Source organism: Flagellimonas pelagia (assembly GCF_003584135.1).
In the GTDB taxonomy this organism is placed as follows: domain Bacteria; phylum Bacteroidota; class Bacteroidia; order Flavobacteriales; family Flavobacteriaceae; genus Flagellimonas; species Flagellimonas pelagia.
The window spans coordinates 177937-197073 of record NZ_QXFI01000026.1; the positions used below are offsets into that span (position 1 = coordinate 177937).

Genomic DNA, 19137 nt, shown 5'->3' on the forward strand with positions numbered 1-19137 from the left:
GATGGCCCAGACCACAACCAATGAACCTCCACCAAAAGTAGGTCTCGTGCTCAGTGGTGGTGGGGCCAAGGGATTGGCACACATCGGTGCACTGAAAGTAATAGAGGAGGCCGGCATTAAGGTGGATTACATTGGAGGGACCAGTATGGGGGCCATCGTGGGGGCACTGTATGCATCGGGATACTCTGCCAAAGAACTAGATTCCATTTTTAGGAGCACCAATTTTACCGATCTTATCCAAGATCACGTGCCCAGAAGTGCCAAGAATTTTTATGAAAAGGAAGATTCGGAGCGCTATGCCCTCACCTTACCTTTTACCGATTTTAAAGTGAGTTTTCCCCAGGCCATTTCCGGGGGACAGAACATCTACAATATGTTGGTGCAATTGCTCTTTCATGTAAAGGATGTGCAGGATTTTAAAAAGTTGCCCATCCCATTTTTGTGTGTGGCGACCAATGTGGAGACCGGGGAGCAAGTTTTGTTGGACCATGGCTATCTGCCCGAGGCCATTGTGGCCAGTGGTACGTTTCCGTCACTTTTTGAACCATCGGAAATCGATGGGGATATTTTGATCGATGGAGGAGTGGTGAACAATTACCCCATAGACCAAGTGAGGGCCATGGGTGCAGATATTATTATTGGGGTCGACGTGCAGCACGATCTTTCCACCCGTGAATCGTTATCATCTGCCACTGAGATCTTGCTCCAGATCAACAATTACCGTACGGTGAACGACATGAAGAAGAAATCGGCCCAGACAGATGTGTACATTAGGCCAGATATAGATGAGTTTTCCGTAATCGATTTTGATCGCGGCAAGGCTATTGTGGATAGTGGTGAAAAGGCGGCGCGGACTAAAATGGGAGAACTGGAAAAAATAGCCGCAACCCAGGATTATACCCCAAGACCTAGAAAACGTGTCCGGGTGATGGACAGTTTAACCATCAACAGGATGATCATTGAGGGGAACGATCGTTATACCCGAGGGTATATCAAGGGGAAATTACGTTTTAACCTAGCCGAAAAAATAGCCTTTGAGGATTTGAAACAAGGGATCAACAACCTATCGGCTACAGGAAACTTCAAGGCGATTCGGTACGATTTGGTTTCCAATGGCTTGGGGACCGACCTGATCTTGAAAATTAAGGAGAACCCCAACAAGATGTTCATCAAAGTATCTGCCCATTATGATGACCTGTATAAAAGTGCGGCCCTGTTCAACCTTACCAAGAAGAACTTTTTGATGAAGGACGATGTAGCTTCCTTCGATTTTATCCTTGGCGACCATATCCGCTATAATATGCAATACTATCTGGACAAGGGATATTACTGGAGCTTTGGGCTTAATTCCAAGTTTACCGATTTTAATTCGGAAATTGATTTTTCCCTGATTAGAGGCAATTTTAATGTTCCGAACGACCCCAATATTAGAAGAATAAGCTTGGATGTGACCGACTTGACCAACCAGATATACCTGCAGACCGTTTTACAGGAAGAATTTGCCTTTACCATTGGGGCTGAGCACAAATTTTTACGTTACAGCACCAGAACGCTTGGTGAGGGAACCGTAACAGAGGCTACTTTGACCGATGATGATGGCAGGACCACTTTTGAGAAATCAAACTATTTCAATGCGTTTTCCAAAATAACGTTGGATACTTACGACGATAAATATTTCCCCACAAAAGGGCTCATTTTCGACAGTGATTTCCACGTGTATTTGTTCTCTTCTGACTATAATAAAAATTTTAGGGAGTTCTCTATTGCCAAGGCAAGGTTGGGTGCCGCTATTCCCATACTGCATAACCTCAGCTTTAATATAGAGGCAGAAGGAGGCGTAAAGTTGGGGACTTCCGATGTAACCTCTTTCGATTTTGTACTAGGGGGGTTCGGCAATGATTTTGTGAACAATTTTGTTCCTTTTTTTGGCTATGATTTTTTGAGCCTGCCTGGTAATAGTTATGTAAAAGCATATGGGAGGGCTGATTACCGGATCGCACCCAAGCACCACCTTATGTTTTCCGTCAATTTTGCCAATGTGGACGATGACCTTTTCCGGACGGGGGACTGGTTTACTGAGCCCAGTTTTTCAGGTTATGGTGTGGGGTATGGATTTGAATCGTTCATAGGTCCCATCCAAATTTATTACTCTTGGTCCCCAGAGATAAAAAATGACAGTATTTTCTTTAGTGTCGGGTATTGGTTCTGATTGTTCAGGATTCATCAAACCGCCTATATTTCTTAATAATTTGCCAAAAAAGCATACAAAAGACATCAATTTATAGGAGGTTAAGTTAAAGTCCGTTAAAAACTCAATTTCCTACAAAAGCATGGTGTATATTTGTCTCAGATAAGGGGTGGTTCCCTTATAACTTTAAGTATTGGTTTTTCATAATTTAAAGTTTGGTTGGTTATTTAGGAAAAGCCCAGTTTTAAGACTGGGCTTTTTTTATTTATACTATTTTGGAACAAGTTTTGTTTAAGTATATGTAAACCAAGTGCCCCCAACATCGTTTTTGCTAATTTTATACCAATAAAATTGACTATGAAAAGAATACTGCCCTTACTTCTCCTACTTTCGGTACTACCCGTAATAGGGCAAAATTCCACCCCGGCCTTTAAAAATGGGGAATGGCTTAAGTTTAGGATACATTACGGCATCCTCAACGCCAGTTATGCGACCATGCACCTTACCTCCAAGACTTTGGAAGGTGTTCCTGTGTACCATGTAGTTGGCCAGGGCAAGACCACTGGTTTTGCAAGTATCTTTTTTAAGGTGGACGATACCTATGAAAGTTATTTTGGCAGGGGAAACGGAAGACCGTATAAGTTCATCAGGAAAATTGATGAAGGAGGATATACAAAAGACATGCAGATCGAATTTGATTATGATACCCGCAAAGCGGTGTTGAAAGACCACAAAAATGGAACACAACAGGATTTTAAGATCCATGACCAGGTACAGGATTTGATATCGGCGTCCTATTTTTTGCGGAACAATTACAACTTGGATGAGTTTGTGGAAGGCCAATCCATTGATCTGGATATGCTTTTTGATGATGATGGCATGTTCAGGTTTCAGTTGAAATATTTGGGAAAAGAAATCCTTAGGACCAAGTTTGGCAAGGTGGAATGTCTTAAATTTAGGCCACTGGTACAGTCTGGCCGGGTTTTTAAGGAAAAGGAGAGTTTAACGCTTTGGGTGTCCAATGATTTGAACAAGATTCCTATCCGTATTAAGGCAGATTTGGCGGTAGGATCTTTAAAGGCAGACCTTGAGGCCTACAACGGACTAAGAAACCAGTTTAAAATTATCATGAACTAGCGTAGATCGGCATTGATGGAGCAGAATCCTAAAATTCAGTCCCAAATCAACAAACTTGAAGAAAAGTATAAAAATTCCGGTCAGGACCTGAGTTCCTATCTCGACGGCCTTCTTTACCAAAAATACCTTACCTATTGGGATTACATTCACTTGGACACACTGTTGAGCCTGCAAGTGCCCAGAACGCATTTTCCGGATGAGGAAATCTTCATCATGTACCACCAGATCACGGAGCTCTATTTCAAGTTGATCTTGCATGAACAAAAGCAGATTGTTGAGGACAAATCCCAGGACCCTGTCTTTTTTATTGAAAAGGTCAGGAGGATCAACAGTTATTTCAAGGCCCTGATCTCATCGTTTAGCATTATGATCAAAGGGATGGAAAGGGAGCAGTTCCTTAGGTATCGAATGGCATTGCTTCCGGCAAGTGGGTTTCAATCAGCACAATACAGGATGATAGAGATTTATGCCACCCCCTTGGAGAATCTGTTGCACCACAGCGAAAGAGGCCATCACTCAGGGGAGGACAGTATAGAAGAACTTTTTGAACATATCTACTGGAAGAAAGGTGCCACCGATTTGAAAACAGGTGAAAAAACCTTGACCCTGAAACAATTCGAGATCAGATATACGCCCAGATTGTTAAGGATAGCCAACCAGATAAAGGAGAGTACCGTTTACCAAAAATATCTTCAATTGCCAGACGATTCCAAGAACAATGAAGAACTGATAAATGCGTTAAAGAAATTGGACATGAATGCCAACGTGAATTGGCCGCTCATGCACATGGGTTCGGCCTACAGGTATTTGGCCAAGGAAGGCAAGGATGTGGAGGCAACCGGAGGCACCAATTGGAAACAGTATTTGCCTCCTAGTTTTCAGAAAATAATATTTTTCCCAACTTTGTATTCAGAATATGAACTGGATACATGGGGAAAGGAATGGGTAGATCATATATTTAATCCCGCAAACAAGGAATACAAGGAATAGAACAAAATGCAAAAATTTATTGGGGCAATCTTGACACTGATGGTATTGGTGTCATGTAAACAGACAAAGGAACCGGTTGATGTAGTGGCTAAAGTAGAAGTAATCGAAAAGCCTCCCGTACTGCATTATGGTTTTAACTTCGATGATTTCAATGTGGTGCACGACACCGTAAGAAGCGGGGACAGCTTTGGGGAGTTAATGCTCAAAAACAAAGTGGACTACCCAAAGATTGCTGCCATTTCAGAAAAGTTTAGAGATACTTTCGATGTACGAAGAATAATGGTTGGCAAGCCCTACCTTATATTAAAGTCAAAGGATACTTCCGAAGTGGCCAAAGTCTTCATCTATCAAAATGACAAGATCAATTATACCGTAGTGGATCTACGTGATAGCGCTGCAGTGGCCTACAAGAGCAAGAAAAAAGTAAAACTCGTGGAAAAGGAAGTGGGAGGTATTATCAACAGTAGTCTTTCCGAGGCGATGGACAATTTAGGAGTGGATTACGGAGTAACCATAGCACTTTCCGAAGTATATGCATGGAGTATCGACTTTTTTAAACTGGAAAAGGGGGACAAGTTCAAGGTCATCTTTGATGAACGCTATATCAACGACAGCATTTATGCCGGGTACGGCCCTATAAAAGCTGCACTTTTTGAGCACAAGGGTAGGACCATTTATGCCTTTCCATATGTGACAGATTCCCTTAAAAATATTTTGGACTACTACGATCAGGATGCCAACAATCTAAGGAGTACCTTTTTAAGGGCTCCCATTAAGTTTGGGTATAGGTTGTCCTCCCGCTATAATCTAAAACGTAGAATTGCCTATTACGGCTACAAGGTTAGACCTCACAAGGGAACGGATTATGCCGCGGATATTGGAACACCCATCATCGCAACTGCGGATGGGACCGTTGTGGAATCTACCCGAAGGGGAGGTAATGGGAAATATGTGAAAATCAAGCACAATAGCATATACAGTACCCAATATTTGCACATGAAGGCCCAAAAAGTGAAGAAAGGAGATTTTGTGAGACAGGGTGATGTCATCGGATGGGTCGGAATGACAGGAAATACTGGAGGTCCCCATGTATGCTACCGATTCTGGAAAAATGGTAGGCAAGTGGATCCCCTTCAAGAAAAGCTTCCAACCGCCGAACCGATTGCCGATTCGTTGCGTGCAGGATATATGTCGCATATTGAACCTTTGCGGTGGCAACTGGACTGCATAGAGTTTGTGGATCCCGCCCCGGAACCCGAAGAAACGTTAATCACTTATAACCAGTAATGGCACTACCCACAATCAACCCTACTACTACGGAAGCTTGGAAAAAGCTCCAGGAACATTATCAAGAAACAAAAGACAAACATTTAAGGGAACTGTTCGCTACCGATACCGATCGGGGCGGCAAGTTCTCATTGGCTTGGAACGACTTTTTGGTGGACTATTCAAAGAATAGGATTACCGACAAGACCATTTCCCTACTGCAGGATTTAGCTGAGGAAGTTGGTTTGGAAAGTGCCATAAAAAGCTATTTCAGTGGGGAACACATCAACCAAACTGAAGACAGGGCCGTGCTCCATACCGCTTTGCGTGCTACCAAGGATGACAAGATTTTTGTGGATGGGGAGAACATTGTGGATGAAGTATATGCCGTAAGGGAAAAGATCAAAGCTTTTTCCCATGCCGTAATCTCGGGGGAAAAGAAGGGCTATACAGGAAAAGCCTTCACGGATGTTGTCAATATTGGTATCGGAGGGTCAGATTTGGGACCTGTGATGGTCACCGAGGCACTCAAGTTCTACAAGAACCACTTGAAAACCCATTTTGTGAGCAATGTGGATGGGGATCTTGTGTATGAGGTGTTGAAGGAACTCAATCCGGAGACCACTCTTTTTGTAATCGTTTCCAAAACCTTTACTACCCAAGAAACTTTAACGAATGCCCTTACCATTAAAAAATGGTTTTTAAAAAGTGCCTCAGAAAAAGATATCGCCCATCATTTTGCAGCCGTTTCCACCAATCTTGAAAAGATTAGCGAATTTGGGATTGCTGACGAAAATGTATTCCCCATGTGGGATTGGGTCGGAGGCCGTTTTTCGCTTTGGAGCGCGGTAGGTCTCTCTATTGCCATCTCAGTAGGCTATGACCATTTTGAGGAACTGTTGGATGGCGCCCATGAAATGGATGTACATTTTAAGGAAACCCCGTTCAACAAGAATATGCCGGTGGTACTGGCCATGATCAGTGTGTGGTACAACAATTTTTATGGTGCCGAAACCGAGGCCATAATCCCCTATACCCAATACCTGCACCGTTTTTCTGCCTATTTACAACAGGGTATTATGGAAAGTAACGGAAAAAGTGTGGATCGGGCTGGTAACCGGGTGGGTCATCAAACCGGGACCATTATTTGGGGCGAGCCCGGGACCAATTCCCAACACGCCTTTTTTCAGTTGATACACCAAGGGACCAAATTAATTCCAACGGACTTTATCGGTTACAAGGAATCCCTACACGGTGATGTGGACCATCACAATAAGTTAATGGCCAATTTCTTTGCCCAGACAGAAGCTTTGATGAATGGGAAAACACCAGATGAGGTCAGGAAAGAACTGGAAAACCAAAAGCTTTCAGCCGCCGAGATAGAAGCCTTGCTTCCTTTCAAGGTATTTGAGGGCAATAAACCCACCAATACCATCTTGGTGCACAAGCTTACGCCTAAAAGTTTGGGGGCCTTGATAGCCCTTTATGAACACAAGATTTTTGTTCAGGGAGTGGTTTGGAACATCTTCAGTTTTGATCAATGGGGAGTGGAACTTGGAAAGCAATTGGCAAAAAATATTTTGACTGACATTGAAAATTCAGAAATCGGCAAACACGACACTTCTACATTGCATCTATTGCAAAATTTTAAAAAGTAAATTGATAGGTTTCTATTATTAGTTAAAAACCCTAAACAATTGTTTGTCAGGCGACTTTGTTTGTTAATTTTGTGTTAAGTATCTTAGCCTTATTTAACTTTGGCTTAATCGCAGTGTGTCAAAAATGGATCACATTTGCAGCGCTAATTAAACACTTAAACACTGAATTAAATGAAAAGAATCTACTTGGCTTTTGCGGCTATCTTCATGTCCGCAATGGCATTTTCACAAGGAACTCTTACTGGTACGGTTACCGATGGCGAGCTTGGCGGGCCACTACCAGGAGCTAGTGTCATGGTAAAGGGCACCAGCACAGGGACATCAACCGATTTTGACGGTAATTTTACACTACAGGTAAGCCAAAGTTCCGGTACTTTGGTTATTTCTTACATTGGGTTTCTTCCAAAGGAAGTATCCTTTACTTCATCCGGTAGTATAGGAACAATTGCTTTGATGCCCGATGCAGAACAATTGGGAGAAGTAGTAGTGACCGGGGTAATGGACATTGCCAAGGAAAGGGAAACCCCTGTTGCGGTTTCTACGATCAAAGCTGCTGAAATAGTTGAAAAACTAGGCTCACAGGAATTCCCTGAAATCTTGAGATCTACTCCATCTATCTACGTGACCAAGCAAGGGGGTGGTTTTGGGGATTCCAGAATCAATGTTCGTGGTTTTGACCAAAGGAACACTGCGGTAATGATCAACGGTGTGCCCGTTAACGATATGGAGAACGGATGGGTATACTGGAGTAACTGGGCCGGTCTTTCCGATGTAACTTCTGCCATGCAGGTACAACGGGGTCTTGGTTCATCCAAACTGGCCATCTCTTCTGTGGGTGGTACCATCAACGTGGTTACAAAAGCCGCTGACCTTAAAGAAGGAGGAACAATAGCAGCTTCCGTTGGTAACAATGATTACTTGAAGACTACGATGGCCTACAATACTGGCCTTATGAAAAATGGTCTTTCTGTGAGTGCTCTTTTCGGACGTACGGCAGGTGATGGTTATGTTCAAGGAACTCCATTTGAGGGGTATAACTACTTTGTGGCCATCGGGTACAAGCCAAATGACAAGCACGATTTCCAATTTATGGTAACCGGAGCCCCACAACAGCACTACCAAAGAGGTTTTGCTGAATCTATCAGCAACTATATCAAATATGGTAACAATGGTATAGATCCAAATATCCGTTACAACTCGGATTATGGATATAGAAATGGAAAAGAAGAGACTTTCTCAGGTAACTTCTACCACAAGCCAAAGGCCATGATCAACTGGGATTGGAAAATTTCCGACAAATCTACTTTGTCCTCTGTATTCTATGCATCCCTTGGTCGTGGTGGTTCCATCGGTTCTATTGGTAGGATCAATGGGGGTCGTTCTTACTACGGTCAATTTAAAGATGCCAACGGACATGTTCGTTTCGACGATATTGTTGCCTGGAACCAAGGCGCTGATATTCCAGCTTTTGGTGACCCAAGAACGGGTTACACTGGAGGAGGGGACCCAATGTACCAAGGTATGTTCGTGAACGGTGGAGATAATTCCTATGGTTTTGAGAGTGATGGTGGACACATCTTTGGTTCAGAGAACGGTATTTCACAACGTTCTTCCATGAACTCGCACAACTGGTTCGGTACCATCATCAATTTCCATAACGATGTAAACGAAAACTGGGCCTTTGATTTGGGTGTGGATGCCAGAACTTATAAAGGTATCCACTACAGAAGATTGGTGGATCTTTTGGGTGGAGATGTTTATGTGGATAACGACAACATCAACAACACCTACAATTTTACCACAAACACCTATGCTCCTACTATCGGAAACATTTGGAACGTTTTCAAGAATGTTGAAGATGAGACCAAAATTGATTATTACAATGATGGTAAGGTAAACTGGTTGGGTGCTTTCGGTCAGGTAGAATATAAGAACGATAAGATTTCTGCCTTCTTGCAAGGAGGTGTTTCCAACCAAGGGTTCAAAAGAATCGACTACTTCAACTACTTGGATTCCGATCCAGAGCAGGAAACCGATTGGATCAATATCGTAGGTGGAAACATCAAAGGTGGTTTGAACTATAATATCGATGAAAAACACAATGTGTTTGCCAATGCAGGGTATTACTTGAAGCAACCAATTTTTGATGCTATTTTCTTGAACTTCGTGAACGATGTGAACGACAACTACCAAAACGAGAAAATCCTTGGATTGGAAGTTGGATATGGTTTCAGAAGCCAATACTTCAGCACCAACGTCAACTTGTACAGAACTTCTTGGAGTGATAGGTACTTGACAAGTAGCGTAAACGTTACCGATGAGCAAGGTAATCCACTTTTCCAAGGTACTGCCAACTATGATGGTGTAGAGCAGGTGCACATGGGGGTTGAGGTTGACTTTACGGCTCGTCCAGCTTCTTTCTTGACTTTCAACGGTATGTTGTCCATAGGTGATTGGCAGTATTCAGGTAACCCACTAGGAACCGTGTTTGATGACGGGCAAAACAAAGTGGGTGAGGCTACCATTATTTTGGATGGAGTAAAAGTTAGTGATGCGGCCCAAACTACTTGGAGATTGGGAGCTACTGTTGAGCCTGTTCAGAACTTGTTCTTCGATACTAGCTGGTACCACGCGGACAACCTTTATGCCCAGTTCAACGTTTTGGATTTCCAAGATGAGAACAGCGATGGGGAGCCTGATTCAGGTGGTTACCAATTGAAATTGCCTGCTTATGATTTGATTGATGCAGGTCTTTCTTACCGATTTACTTTGGGCAAAGACAAGGACAAGTACTTGAACCTGCGTTTGAACGTGAACAACGTGTTCAATGAAATCTATATCTCTGAATCTACTTCCAACAGGGAAGCTCAGGCCGGGGACGAAACTTGGAACGGGGTGAATGTTGCCAACAACGTATTCTGGGGCTTCGGAAGAACTTGGAACATGGGTCTACGTTACAGATTCTAATCCGAACCTGAATAAATAATTAAAACCCTGCCGTTGGGCAGGGTTTTTTTATGCTTAAAATCCGTACTTTTAAAACCACAAACTATACCACATGGAAATTATAAAGAACCTACACTCCTATTTGGCCTATGTTGTTTTGGCAGTCCTGATCGTGGCTGTAATCAATGCTCTTTTGGGCTGGATGGGCAAAAAAGACTTCACCATGCATAAAGACCTTCGTATTAGCCTTTTTGCTTTGATATTGAGCCATATTCAGTTATTGGTGGGGTTGGTCCTCTATTTTGTCTCCGCTAATGGCCTAAAGGCCATCCAGGCATTGGGTATGAGCGGTTTAAATGCCCCTGCCCGACTCTTGGCTGTTGAACACCCTTTTATCAACATCATTGCCGTTGCATTGATTACTATCGGTTGGTCCAGGCACAAAAAATTTATGGAAAGCGATAAAAAGTTCAAGACCATTACCATCTTCTACGGCCTTGGCCTTTTGTTGATCTTGAGCCGTATCCCTTGGAGCCAATGGTTGGGGTAAAGTTGCCATTCCTGCTTTCGTAGGAATCTCAATCAACCTCTTTGATCAAAAACACATAAGCGGGAAAGTGATCACTATACCCTGCCGTATAGGTGCCTCCTGAATATGTCCGTAACGGATAACCTTTGTATCTCCCTTTTTCTGTTTTGAGGAAAGGAGCGGAAAAAATCCCTGCTTTCCAGAAGGTAAGGCTTTCCCTGTTTTTGGTCACCAAGTTGGGAGTCATGAAAATTTGGTCAAAAAGGTTCCATTTGTCGCCATAGGCCAAGGAACCGATGCCTTTTCGGAACAAACTTTCCATGGGATTGAACAGGCTTACACTATCTAGTTGATTTGCTTTGGCCTTGGTTTTCAATATTACTTTTAAACTATTGTCTATGGGGTCATCATTTAAATCACCCATGGCAATGATCTTGGCATCGGGATTCAAGGTTCGTACCGAGTCAATGATGCGTTTGTTCAACAAGGCGGCCCGCACCCGGAAGGGTTGACTTTTAGCGGGGCCTCCTCTTCGGGATGGCCAATGGTTCACAATAAAATAGAGTTCCTCTTCATCCATAATGCCACCCACCACCAACTGGTCTCGGGTATATTTACGCTCATCCATATCATCAAAAAGTAAGAGCCGATGACTTTTAAAGGAAGTGGGTAAAAACGAGGAGGATTTGTATAACAGTGCCACATCAATGCCCCGCTCGTCCGGCGAATCAAAGTGGATCATTTCATAGCCTTTATCCAAAAGATTGGGATGATGCACCAAATCTTCAACCACCTTTCGGTTTTCCACTTCACTTAGACCGATAATGTCTGGAGAGGTTTTGGAAGTCTCCGAACCGATTTGTGCCAATACCTTGGAGAGGTTTTCCACCTTTTTTAGATACCGTTCCTGGGTCCAATGGTAACTACCGTCCGGAGTACGGTCGTCATCAAACGTGAGCGAATCGTTCTTGGTGTCGAACAGATTTTCACAATTGTAGAACGCAATGGTTCTAAGGGTAAACGTTTTGGACTCTTGTCCATGTAGTGAGGTCGATATTAATACAAGTAGGCATATTAATAATCGCATTCTATTTTGAATTTCCTACAAAAATAAGTAAGATTGTTCGCTTTTCGCAGTTTGTACAGCAATTACAACCCCTTTTTATTTAATTAACCTACTAAAGTTATGAGGACAGCTATGCTCTTGGCTGTGCTTTGTTGTGGCCCCAATCTTTTCGGTCAGCAAGGTACAGTGATCAAGGGAAATGTTCTGGAACGGGGTATCAATGTGCCTATTCCCAACATTTCCTTGGCCTTTGAAGGCACTTCAAAAACATTTACAATCGATTCCGAAGGAAAATTCGAGATTGAAACCTTGGTTTCTGGTGAACAGGTCTTGGTGTTTACCGCCCAGGATTTTGTTCCCAAACGGTTTTCGCTCTTTTTGGATGGAAATCCCATTGATTTGGGTATCATTTATCTGGATAGGGACATTGTTCTGGAAAAAACGGACAACCTTATCACTCTTACCGATGTGGAACTTTCCGATGAGGATACTTCTATCTCCGGAGTGTCAGGATTATTACAGTCTACAAGGGATATTTATTTGAGCAGGGCCGCCTTCGATTTTGGACAAGCTTTTTTTAAGGTTCGGGGATACGATTCACAAAATGGGGTGGTGTTGATCAATGGTATTCCCATGAACAAGTTTATTGATGGTCGACCCCAATGGAACAACTGGGGCGGACTCAACGATGTGATTCGCAATCAGGAATATACCAATGCGCTCGAAAGGAATCCTTATACATTTGGAGGTATTTTAGGCAACACCAATATTGATACCCGACCGTCTGGAATGCGACCGGGATTGCGTGTTTCTTCTTCCATGTCTAACCGAACTTACCGTGGAAGGGTGATGGCCACGTATAACTCAGGGCTGGAAAAAAGCGGTCTGGCTTATTCGATGTCCGCCTCTCGAAGATGGGCCAACGAAGGGTATGTTGAGGGTACCCTATACGATGCCTATTCCTTTTTTGGAGCTTTGGAATTTCAGCCAAATTCACAGAATAGTATCTCCTTCTCCGCAATTTTGGCCCGAAACCGGAGAGGCCGTTCCGCAGCCTTGACGGAAGAGGTTTTTGAATTGATGGGAAACCAATACAACCCATACTGGGGAGAACAGGATGGCAAAATAAGGAATTCTCGGGAGCGGGATATTTTTGAGCCGCTTTTCCTTCTAAACTATACTCTGGAAACCGAAAAATTGAACTGGACTGTTGGAGCTTCCTATCAAACGGGGAAGTATTCCAGAAGTAGATTGGGGTATTATAATGCTCCAAATCCGGACCCCGCCTACTACCGATACTTACCTAGTTATCATATCAACAGTTCATTGGGGGCCGATTTTGTAAACGCCGACTTGGCGCGAGAATTGTTTTTGGATAATCCGCAATGGAAGTGGAGCCAATTGTATGAAGCGAACACTAATAACAATGGTAAAGCAGCTTACTTGCTTTATAATGATGTAGTGGAAGACAAAACCATGACCGCAGCCACTGGTTTCAACTATAACATTGGTGAACGTTTTCAATTTGGTGGGGGCGTGAATTTTAGAAAGCTGGCGTCAATAAATTACGCCGAGATTACTGATATGTTGGGTTCGGAATACTATGAAGACACGGACACCTTTTCCAATACCTTGAATGATGTCGATGGAAATCTTCAAAAAGTGGAAGGTGAAATCATCAACTACAGTTACGAATTTGATGCTGTACAATTGGAAGGATTTGGCCAGATGGCTTACTCGGCTAAAAAATGGAACGGGTTTGCAGCGGCTTCCATTACCAGTTTCAATGTGCAACGGAATGGACTTTTCACCAACGAGCGCTATTTGGAAAATTCTTTCGGACCAAGTGAAAAAGTGGCCTTTTCGGGACTTGGTCTGAAAGGTGGATTTTCCTATTTCATCACCGGCAGACATTGGCTAACGGCAAGTGCCGCCAAATTGGAACGGCCGCCTGTGGTTCAGAACATTTTCATCAATCCAAGGGAACATAACGAGGTAGTCCTCGATATACTCAAGGAAACCATTACCACCGTTGATCTCGGTTATTTTGTTCGCTTGCCCTCATTGACTGGTCGTGTGACCGCTTTTTACACGCGATTTATGAATACCACGGATATCAACTTTTTCTTTGTGGATTCTGGGCTAGGTTCCGATTTTGTGCAAGAGGTGATCACAGGATTGGATAAGCTCCACAAGGGAATCGAGTTTGGATTTCAATACGAGGCATCATCTAGTGTGAAGGTGAATCTTGCCGGGAATTTGGGGAGTTATGTGTATGCCAGCGACCCTTGGGTTCAGATTAATTTTGATACTTCTGGCGCAGAAGAAGAACTGATTGCCACCGAAGGAAACGTGGATCTGGGAATTGCCAAATTGAAGGATTTACGATTGGCTCAAGGTCCCCAAACGGCTTTGGCCTTAGGAGTGGATTACCGCTCACCTAAATATTGGTGGGTTGGAGCGACTGCCAATTTCCTCACCGAAAATTATATCAACCTTTCCACCATTGCCCGCACCCAAAGTTTTTTGCTGAATCCCGAAACTGGGGAGCCCTTCCCTGATGCCACCGATGAAAATTTGGCTAAACTGCTTCGGCAGAAAAAGATGGGGGATATCTATCTGTTGAATCTGGTGGGTGGGAAATCTTGGCTTTGGGGCAAAAAATACATCAGTGCCTTTGCCAGTGTTAGCAATCTCTTTGATTCGGTTTTTAGGACAGGCGGCTATGAACAAAGTCGTAACGGAAATTTTGGACAGATGCAAAAGGATAACCTGAGCGGGGTTCCCTCCTTCGGGCCCAAATATTGGTACAGCTACGGGCGGACCTATTTTTTAAACCTGGCAATAAGCTTTTAAATATTAAGATCATGAAAAATTTATATTTAGCCATAATAAGTGCATTGATACTTTTTGCTTATGCCTGTGTGAAAAGTTCCGATTTTGATGCTCCGAAGGAAAATTGCAATACCGATTTAAAGGCGAACATCAGTTTTGTGGAATTGGATTCTCTTTCCACAGAAGAGGTGGTTCAGATTAAAGACAGTTTAATTCTGGAAGGTTATGTGATTTCTTCGGATAAGGCGGGAAATTTTTTCAGCACCCTTTTCATTCAAGATAAGCCATCCAAACCTACTTATGGTCTTCAACTGGAAGTGGATATACGAAAATCCCATCTGGTATATCCCGAAGGAGGCAAGGTTTTTCTCAAACTGAAAGATCTCTATATGGTCAACAAGGAAGGGAACATCAGATTGGGAAGTGCTTTTTCTTCGTTTGGGAATCTTTCCATCGGCAGATTGCCCAACCAAAAAGTATTCGAGCATGTTTTGGTAGCTTGTGATGATCTGGAAAATGTAGAACCTCTTTTGACCACAATTTCAGCTTTGGACACCCTTCCGCTAAATATTTTGGTTCAGTTGGATGGTTTGGAAGTTGTGGATGAAGAACTAGGGGAACCCTTTGCCATTGCTACAGAGGAAACCGAACGACATTTTCAGGATTGCGAAGAAAACGAACTGTTGTTGCTCAACAGTGGGTATGCTGATTTTCAAGCTGAAATCCTTCCAGATCGCAATGGTTCCGTTACTGGGGTTTTGGTGAAGGATGGTAAAAATCCCCAATTGATCATTCGAGGTTTGGAGGATATAGATTTTACAAATGAACGTTGTCCGGAAATCATTACCGAATTTACCTCCACCCAAATTTTTATCTCCGAACTGGCCGACCCCGACAACAACTCAGGGGCTCGTTTTGTGGAACTGTACAACTCCGCTTCCGAACCTTTGGATTTGAACAAATGGACCCTTCGCCGCTATACCAACGACGGGATAGAAGTGAGTTCCACCATTGATTTATCGGGGTTGATTATTGGTGCCGAGAGCACTTTGGTGATTTCACCCAATGCCGAGGAATTTCAGTTGGTATATGGGTTTGCTCCGGACTTGGGGGTTTCTACCAATAGCCCGGCCGATTCCAATGGGGATGACAATTTGGAACTGGTGGACCCTTTTGGAGCCATCATCGATGTGTTTGGAATTGTCGGTGAAGACGGTTCCAATACCAATCACGAGTTTGAGGACGGAAGAGCGATTCGTAACCCAAACATTTTGGAAGGCAATCCTATTTACACCTTTTCAGAATGGACTTTATTTAACGATACCGGCGATGCGGGCACCATAAAACTGCCTCAAAACGCCCCACAGGATTTTACGCCCGGCTTGAGGGATTAACAGGGTATCATAAAAAAGAAAAGCCCCAAAGTTTGGGGCTTTTCCTCTTGGTAAAATTTTCTAAAAGGCCTTGTAACCAAACTTCTGACCGCCTACCGAGGCATCGGCCATCAGCCCAGCTTTGGGCAGGGCAAATACGGCCACCCCATCCTTGTATTTGGCATTAAAGGCAATTCCGGATTTTAGGGCCACGGCAGAGGTTTCTGCGGCAAACTCGAACTTCCCTTCGGTAAAACGTTGTAAATCCGTATCGGTCTCAAAAAAGATGACCTCAATAATGGCCTGTCCACCAGCTTGTAGGCCAATGTTCAATTTTTTAAGGTCGGCCATCCCAATGGCATTTCCATTTTCATAGACTACCCCGTTTCCGGATGCACCACCGATAATAAAGCCACCCTTGCCCACATTGGGGAAGATGACATATCCGGCAGATTTGTCAAAAAAATGTTCCAATCCAGAATCGGCTTCCAAAAGCTTGGTCTTGGCCTTTACGGCATCGTCCATTATTTTTCGGTCCTTTTTATTCTGTGCAAAGCCAACAGTCCCTATTAACAAGAGAGCAGTTAGCGCAACGGTTTTTATCATTTTCATGGTATCTTGTTTTTTAGTGTTTATCCAAAGGTAGAAAATGGTTGACCCTCATTGTGGCAAGACTTTCCCAATAAATGTTAAGGAATCCCCAAACATTGAAAATTCAAATAAGCAATGATTTAAATCATAGAAAACATTTATGTTTTAATAGTATTTTAATATGAATTATCTATGCTTTTGGCGGTCAATTTTGTATTTTTAGAAGGAGAAAAAATCTATAAACAACATACTATCATGAGTAAAGAAATGGCAAACGGGGCAGATGCAAGTCAATGTCCGTTTTTGAGCGAAGTTGCCGGAGGAGGTACACAAAATGCAGATTGGTGGCCAAACCGACTTAAGTTGGAACTTTTGAGCCAACACTCTGAAAAATCTAATCCGCTAGGGGAGCAATTCAACTATGCTGAAGAATTTAAAAAGCTGGATTACGCAGCACTTAAGAAAGATCTTTTGGATGTAATGACCGATTCACAGGATTGGTGGCCTGCCGATTTTGGCAGCTATGCCGGTTTGTTCATCCGTATGGCATGGCACAGTGCCGGTACCTATCGTGTTCAAGATGGCCGTGGTGGAGGTGGACGTGGTCAACAACGTTTTGCCCCCCTTAACTCATGGCCAGACAACGTGAGTTTGGATAAAGCCCGTCGTTTGTTATGGCCCATCAAACAAAAATATGGTCAGAAAATATCTTGGGCAGACCTTATGATCTTGGCCGGTAACGTGGCTTTGGAATCAGCTGGGTTTGAAACCTTCGGTTTTGCTGGAGGTCGTGAAGATGTTTGGGAACCAGACCAAGATGTTTATTGGGGTAATGAAACGGAATGGTTGGCTACGAGTGATACACCAAACAGCCGATATTCTCACAATAAGGAAGAACGTGATTTGGAGAATCCATTGGCAGCTGTGCAAATGGGATTGATCTATGTGAACCCAGAAGGCCCGGACGGTAACCCCGATCCAGTAGCTGCGGCACATGATATTCGCGAAACTTTCGCGCGTATGGCGATGAACGATGAAGAAACCGTAGCCTTGATTGCTGGAGGTCACACCATCGGAAAAACACACGGTAATGGAGAGGGCAATAAAGTAATGATGGATGCTGATCCTGAAGCTGCAGATTTGGCATCACAAGGCTTTGGATGGGAGAATAAAAATGGCACAGGAAAAGGTCCGGATGCCTTTACTTCTGGATTGGAAGTAATCTGGACATCCACACCTGTAAAATGGAGCAACGATTTCTTTAAGTTCTTGTTCGAATATGAATGGGAATTGACCAAATCTCCAGCAGGAGCACACCAATGGGTAGCTTCTAATGCCGAGGCCATTATCCCTGATCCATTTGGGGGACCAAACAGGAAGCCAACCATGTTGACGACTGACTTGTCCTTGCGTTTTGATCCTGCCTATGAAAAAATTTCACGTAAATTCTATGAAGACCCTGCAGCTTTTGCAGATGCTTACGCACGTGCGTGGTTTAAATTGACCCACCGTGATATGGGACCTCTTTCCCGTTACTTGGGCCCTGAAGTACCTAAAGAAGAATTGATTTGGCAAGATCCTATTCCAGCAGTGGACTACACTTTGGTGGATGCCGCCGATATAAAAGCATTGAAAGCCAAAGTTTTGGAATCCGGTCTTTCAGTTTCTGATTTGGTATACACTGCTTGGTCATCTGCCGCAACTTTCCGTGGTGGTGACAAACGTGGAGGTGCCAACGGTGCCCGTATCAACTTGGAGCCCATGAAGAGTTGGGAAGTGAACAAAGGAACCGATAAAACCATCAAGGTTCTTGAAGGAATCAAAGATGAATTCAATAGTAAAGCAAGTGGAGGCAAAAAAATCTCCTTGGCCGATATGATTGTTTTGGCCGGTAGCGCTGCTCTAGAAAAAGCTGCCAAAGATGCTGGTGTTGCTACAGAAGTACCCTTTACTCCTGGGCGTAACGATGCAAGTCAAGAGCAAACCGAGATTGAATCCGTAAATTACTTGAACACACCTTATGATGGATTCAGAAATTATGTGGTTGAAGGCGTAAAAGTGCCTGCTGAACATTTGTTGGTGGATAAAGCCCAACTGTTGACCCTTACCACACCCGAAATGACAGCCTTGGTAGGTGGTTTGCGTGTATTGGGAGCCAACTTTGGCGGTTCTAGACACGGAGTGCTTACCGATAATATCGGGGTATTGAGCAACGATTTCTTTGTAAACTTACTTGATATGTCTACCGAGTGGAAGGCAGCGAACGAGGAAAAATCACTTTATGAAGGTCGTGACCGTAAAACAGGTGATTTTAAATGGACCGGTACCCGAGTGGATTTGGTATTTGGTTCCAACTCCATCTTACGTGCCCTAGCGGAGGTTTATGCTTCTGAAGATGGCAAAGCGAAGTTCGTGAAGGATTTCGTCGCTGCTTGGACCAAAGTGATGAACTTGGATCGCTTCGATTTGGCTTAGTCAAGTCAGTTCAAAGTAGAAACTATAGTATTTTAATGAAATAAGGCTGCCATGACCCTTAGGGTTATGGCAGTTTTTTTATA

At 43.4% G+C, this 19137-nt stretch carries 12 protein-coding genes; 10 read left to right on the top strand and 2 right to left on the bottom strand.

Features of this window, described 5'->3' with window-relative positions; genetic code table 11:
• Position 1 precedes the first annotated feature (1 nt).
• From D2V05_RS10875 to D2V05_RS10905, 7 genes are all read left to right on the top strand, one after another.
• Positions 2-2209, top strand: coding sequence for a patatin-like phospholipase family protein (locus D2V05_RS10875; protein ID WP_235855435.1), 2208 nt, complete (start codon positions 2-4; stop codon positions 2207-2209).
• 336 nt (positions 2210-2545) lie between these two features.
• Positions 2546-3325: a DUF3108 domain-containing protein gene (locus tag D2V05_RS10880; protein ID WP_119647635.1), complete on the top strand. Its 780-nt coding sequence runs from the start codon at positions 2546-2548 to the stop codon at positions 3323-3325.
• Positions 3326-3340: 15 nt separating this feature from the next.
• Entirely contained in the window at positions 3341-4315 is a 975-nt protein-coding gene (locus tag D2V05_RS10885; protein ID WP_119647637.1) for a tryptophan 2,3-dioxygenase family protein, read from the top strand.
• Positions 4316-4321: 6 nt separating this feature from the next.
• Complete coding sequence (locus D2V05_RS10890; RefSeq protein ID WP_119647639.1) at positions 4322-5602, top strand: M23 family metallopeptidase; 1281 nt, start codon at positions 4322-4324, stop codon at positions 5600-5602.
• Entirely contained in the window at positions 5602-7239 is a 1638-nt protein-coding gene (gene pgi / locus D2V05_RS10895; RefSeq protein WP_119647641.1) for a glucose-6-phosphate isomerase, read from the top strand. The genes D2V05_RS10890 and pgi overlap by 1 nt, the downstream gene beginning before the upstream one ends.
• A 171-nt stretch (positions 7240-7410) precedes the next feature.
• Entirely contained in the window at positions 7411-10206 is a 2796-nt protein-coding gene (locus D2V05_RS10900) for a TonB-dependent receptor (protein ID WP_119647643.1), read from the top strand.
• A gap of 91 nt (positions 10207-10297) precedes the next feature.
• On the top strand, positions 10298-10735 hold the full coding sequence (locus D2V05_RS10905; protein WP_119647645.1) for a hypothetical protein: 438 nt from the start codon (positions 10298-10300) through the stop codon (positions 10733-10735).
• A gap of 28 nt (positions 10736-10763) precedes the next feature.
• Here the strand turns inward: D2V05_RS10905 and D2V05_RS10910 are convergent, their stop codons facing one another.
• Positions 10764-11801 carry an endonuclease/exonuclease/phosphatase family protein gene (locus tag D2V05_RS10910; protein ID WP_119647647.1) on the bottom strand — a complete coding sequence of 346 codons (1038 nt, stop codon included), beginning with the start codon at positions 11799-11801 and terminating at the stop codon, positions 10764-10766.
• Between the two features lie 99 nt (positions 11802-11900).
• On the opposite strand from D2V05_RS10910, the gene D2V05_RS10915 reads away from it, so the two are divergent.
• A complete protein-coding gene (locus D2V05_RS10915; RefSeq protein ID WP_119647649.1) occupies positions 11901-14636 on the top strand; it encodes a peptidase associated domain and porin domain-containing protein in 2736 nt (911 codons plus the stop codon).
• 11 nt (positions 14637-14647) lie between these two features.
• Complete coding sequence (locus tag D2V05_RS10920) at positions 14648-16009, top strand: DUF5689 domain-containing protein (protein WP_119647650.1); 1362 nt, start codon at positions 14648-14650, stop codon at positions 16007-16009.
• 60 nt (positions 16010-16069) lie between these two features.
• Here D2V05_RS10920 and D2V05_RS10925 read toward each other — a convergent pair whose 3' ends face one another.
• Positions 16070-16600: a lipid-binding SYLF domain-containing protein gene (locus tag D2V05_RS10925; protein WP_119647652.1), complete on the bottom strand. Its 531-nt coding sequence runs from the start codon at positions 16598-16600 to the stop codon at positions 16070-16072.
• A 234-nt stretch (positions 16601-16834) separates the two neighbouring features.
• Between D2V05_RS10925 and katG the strand changes: the two genes are divergently transcribed.
• Complete coding sequence (gene katG / locus D2V05_RS10930) at positions 16835-19054, top strand: catalase/peroxidase HPI (protein ID WP_417935673.1); 2220 nt, start codon at positions 16835-16837, stop codon at positions 19052-19054.
• The last annotated feature ends 83 nt before the right edge of the window (positions 19055-19137 follow it).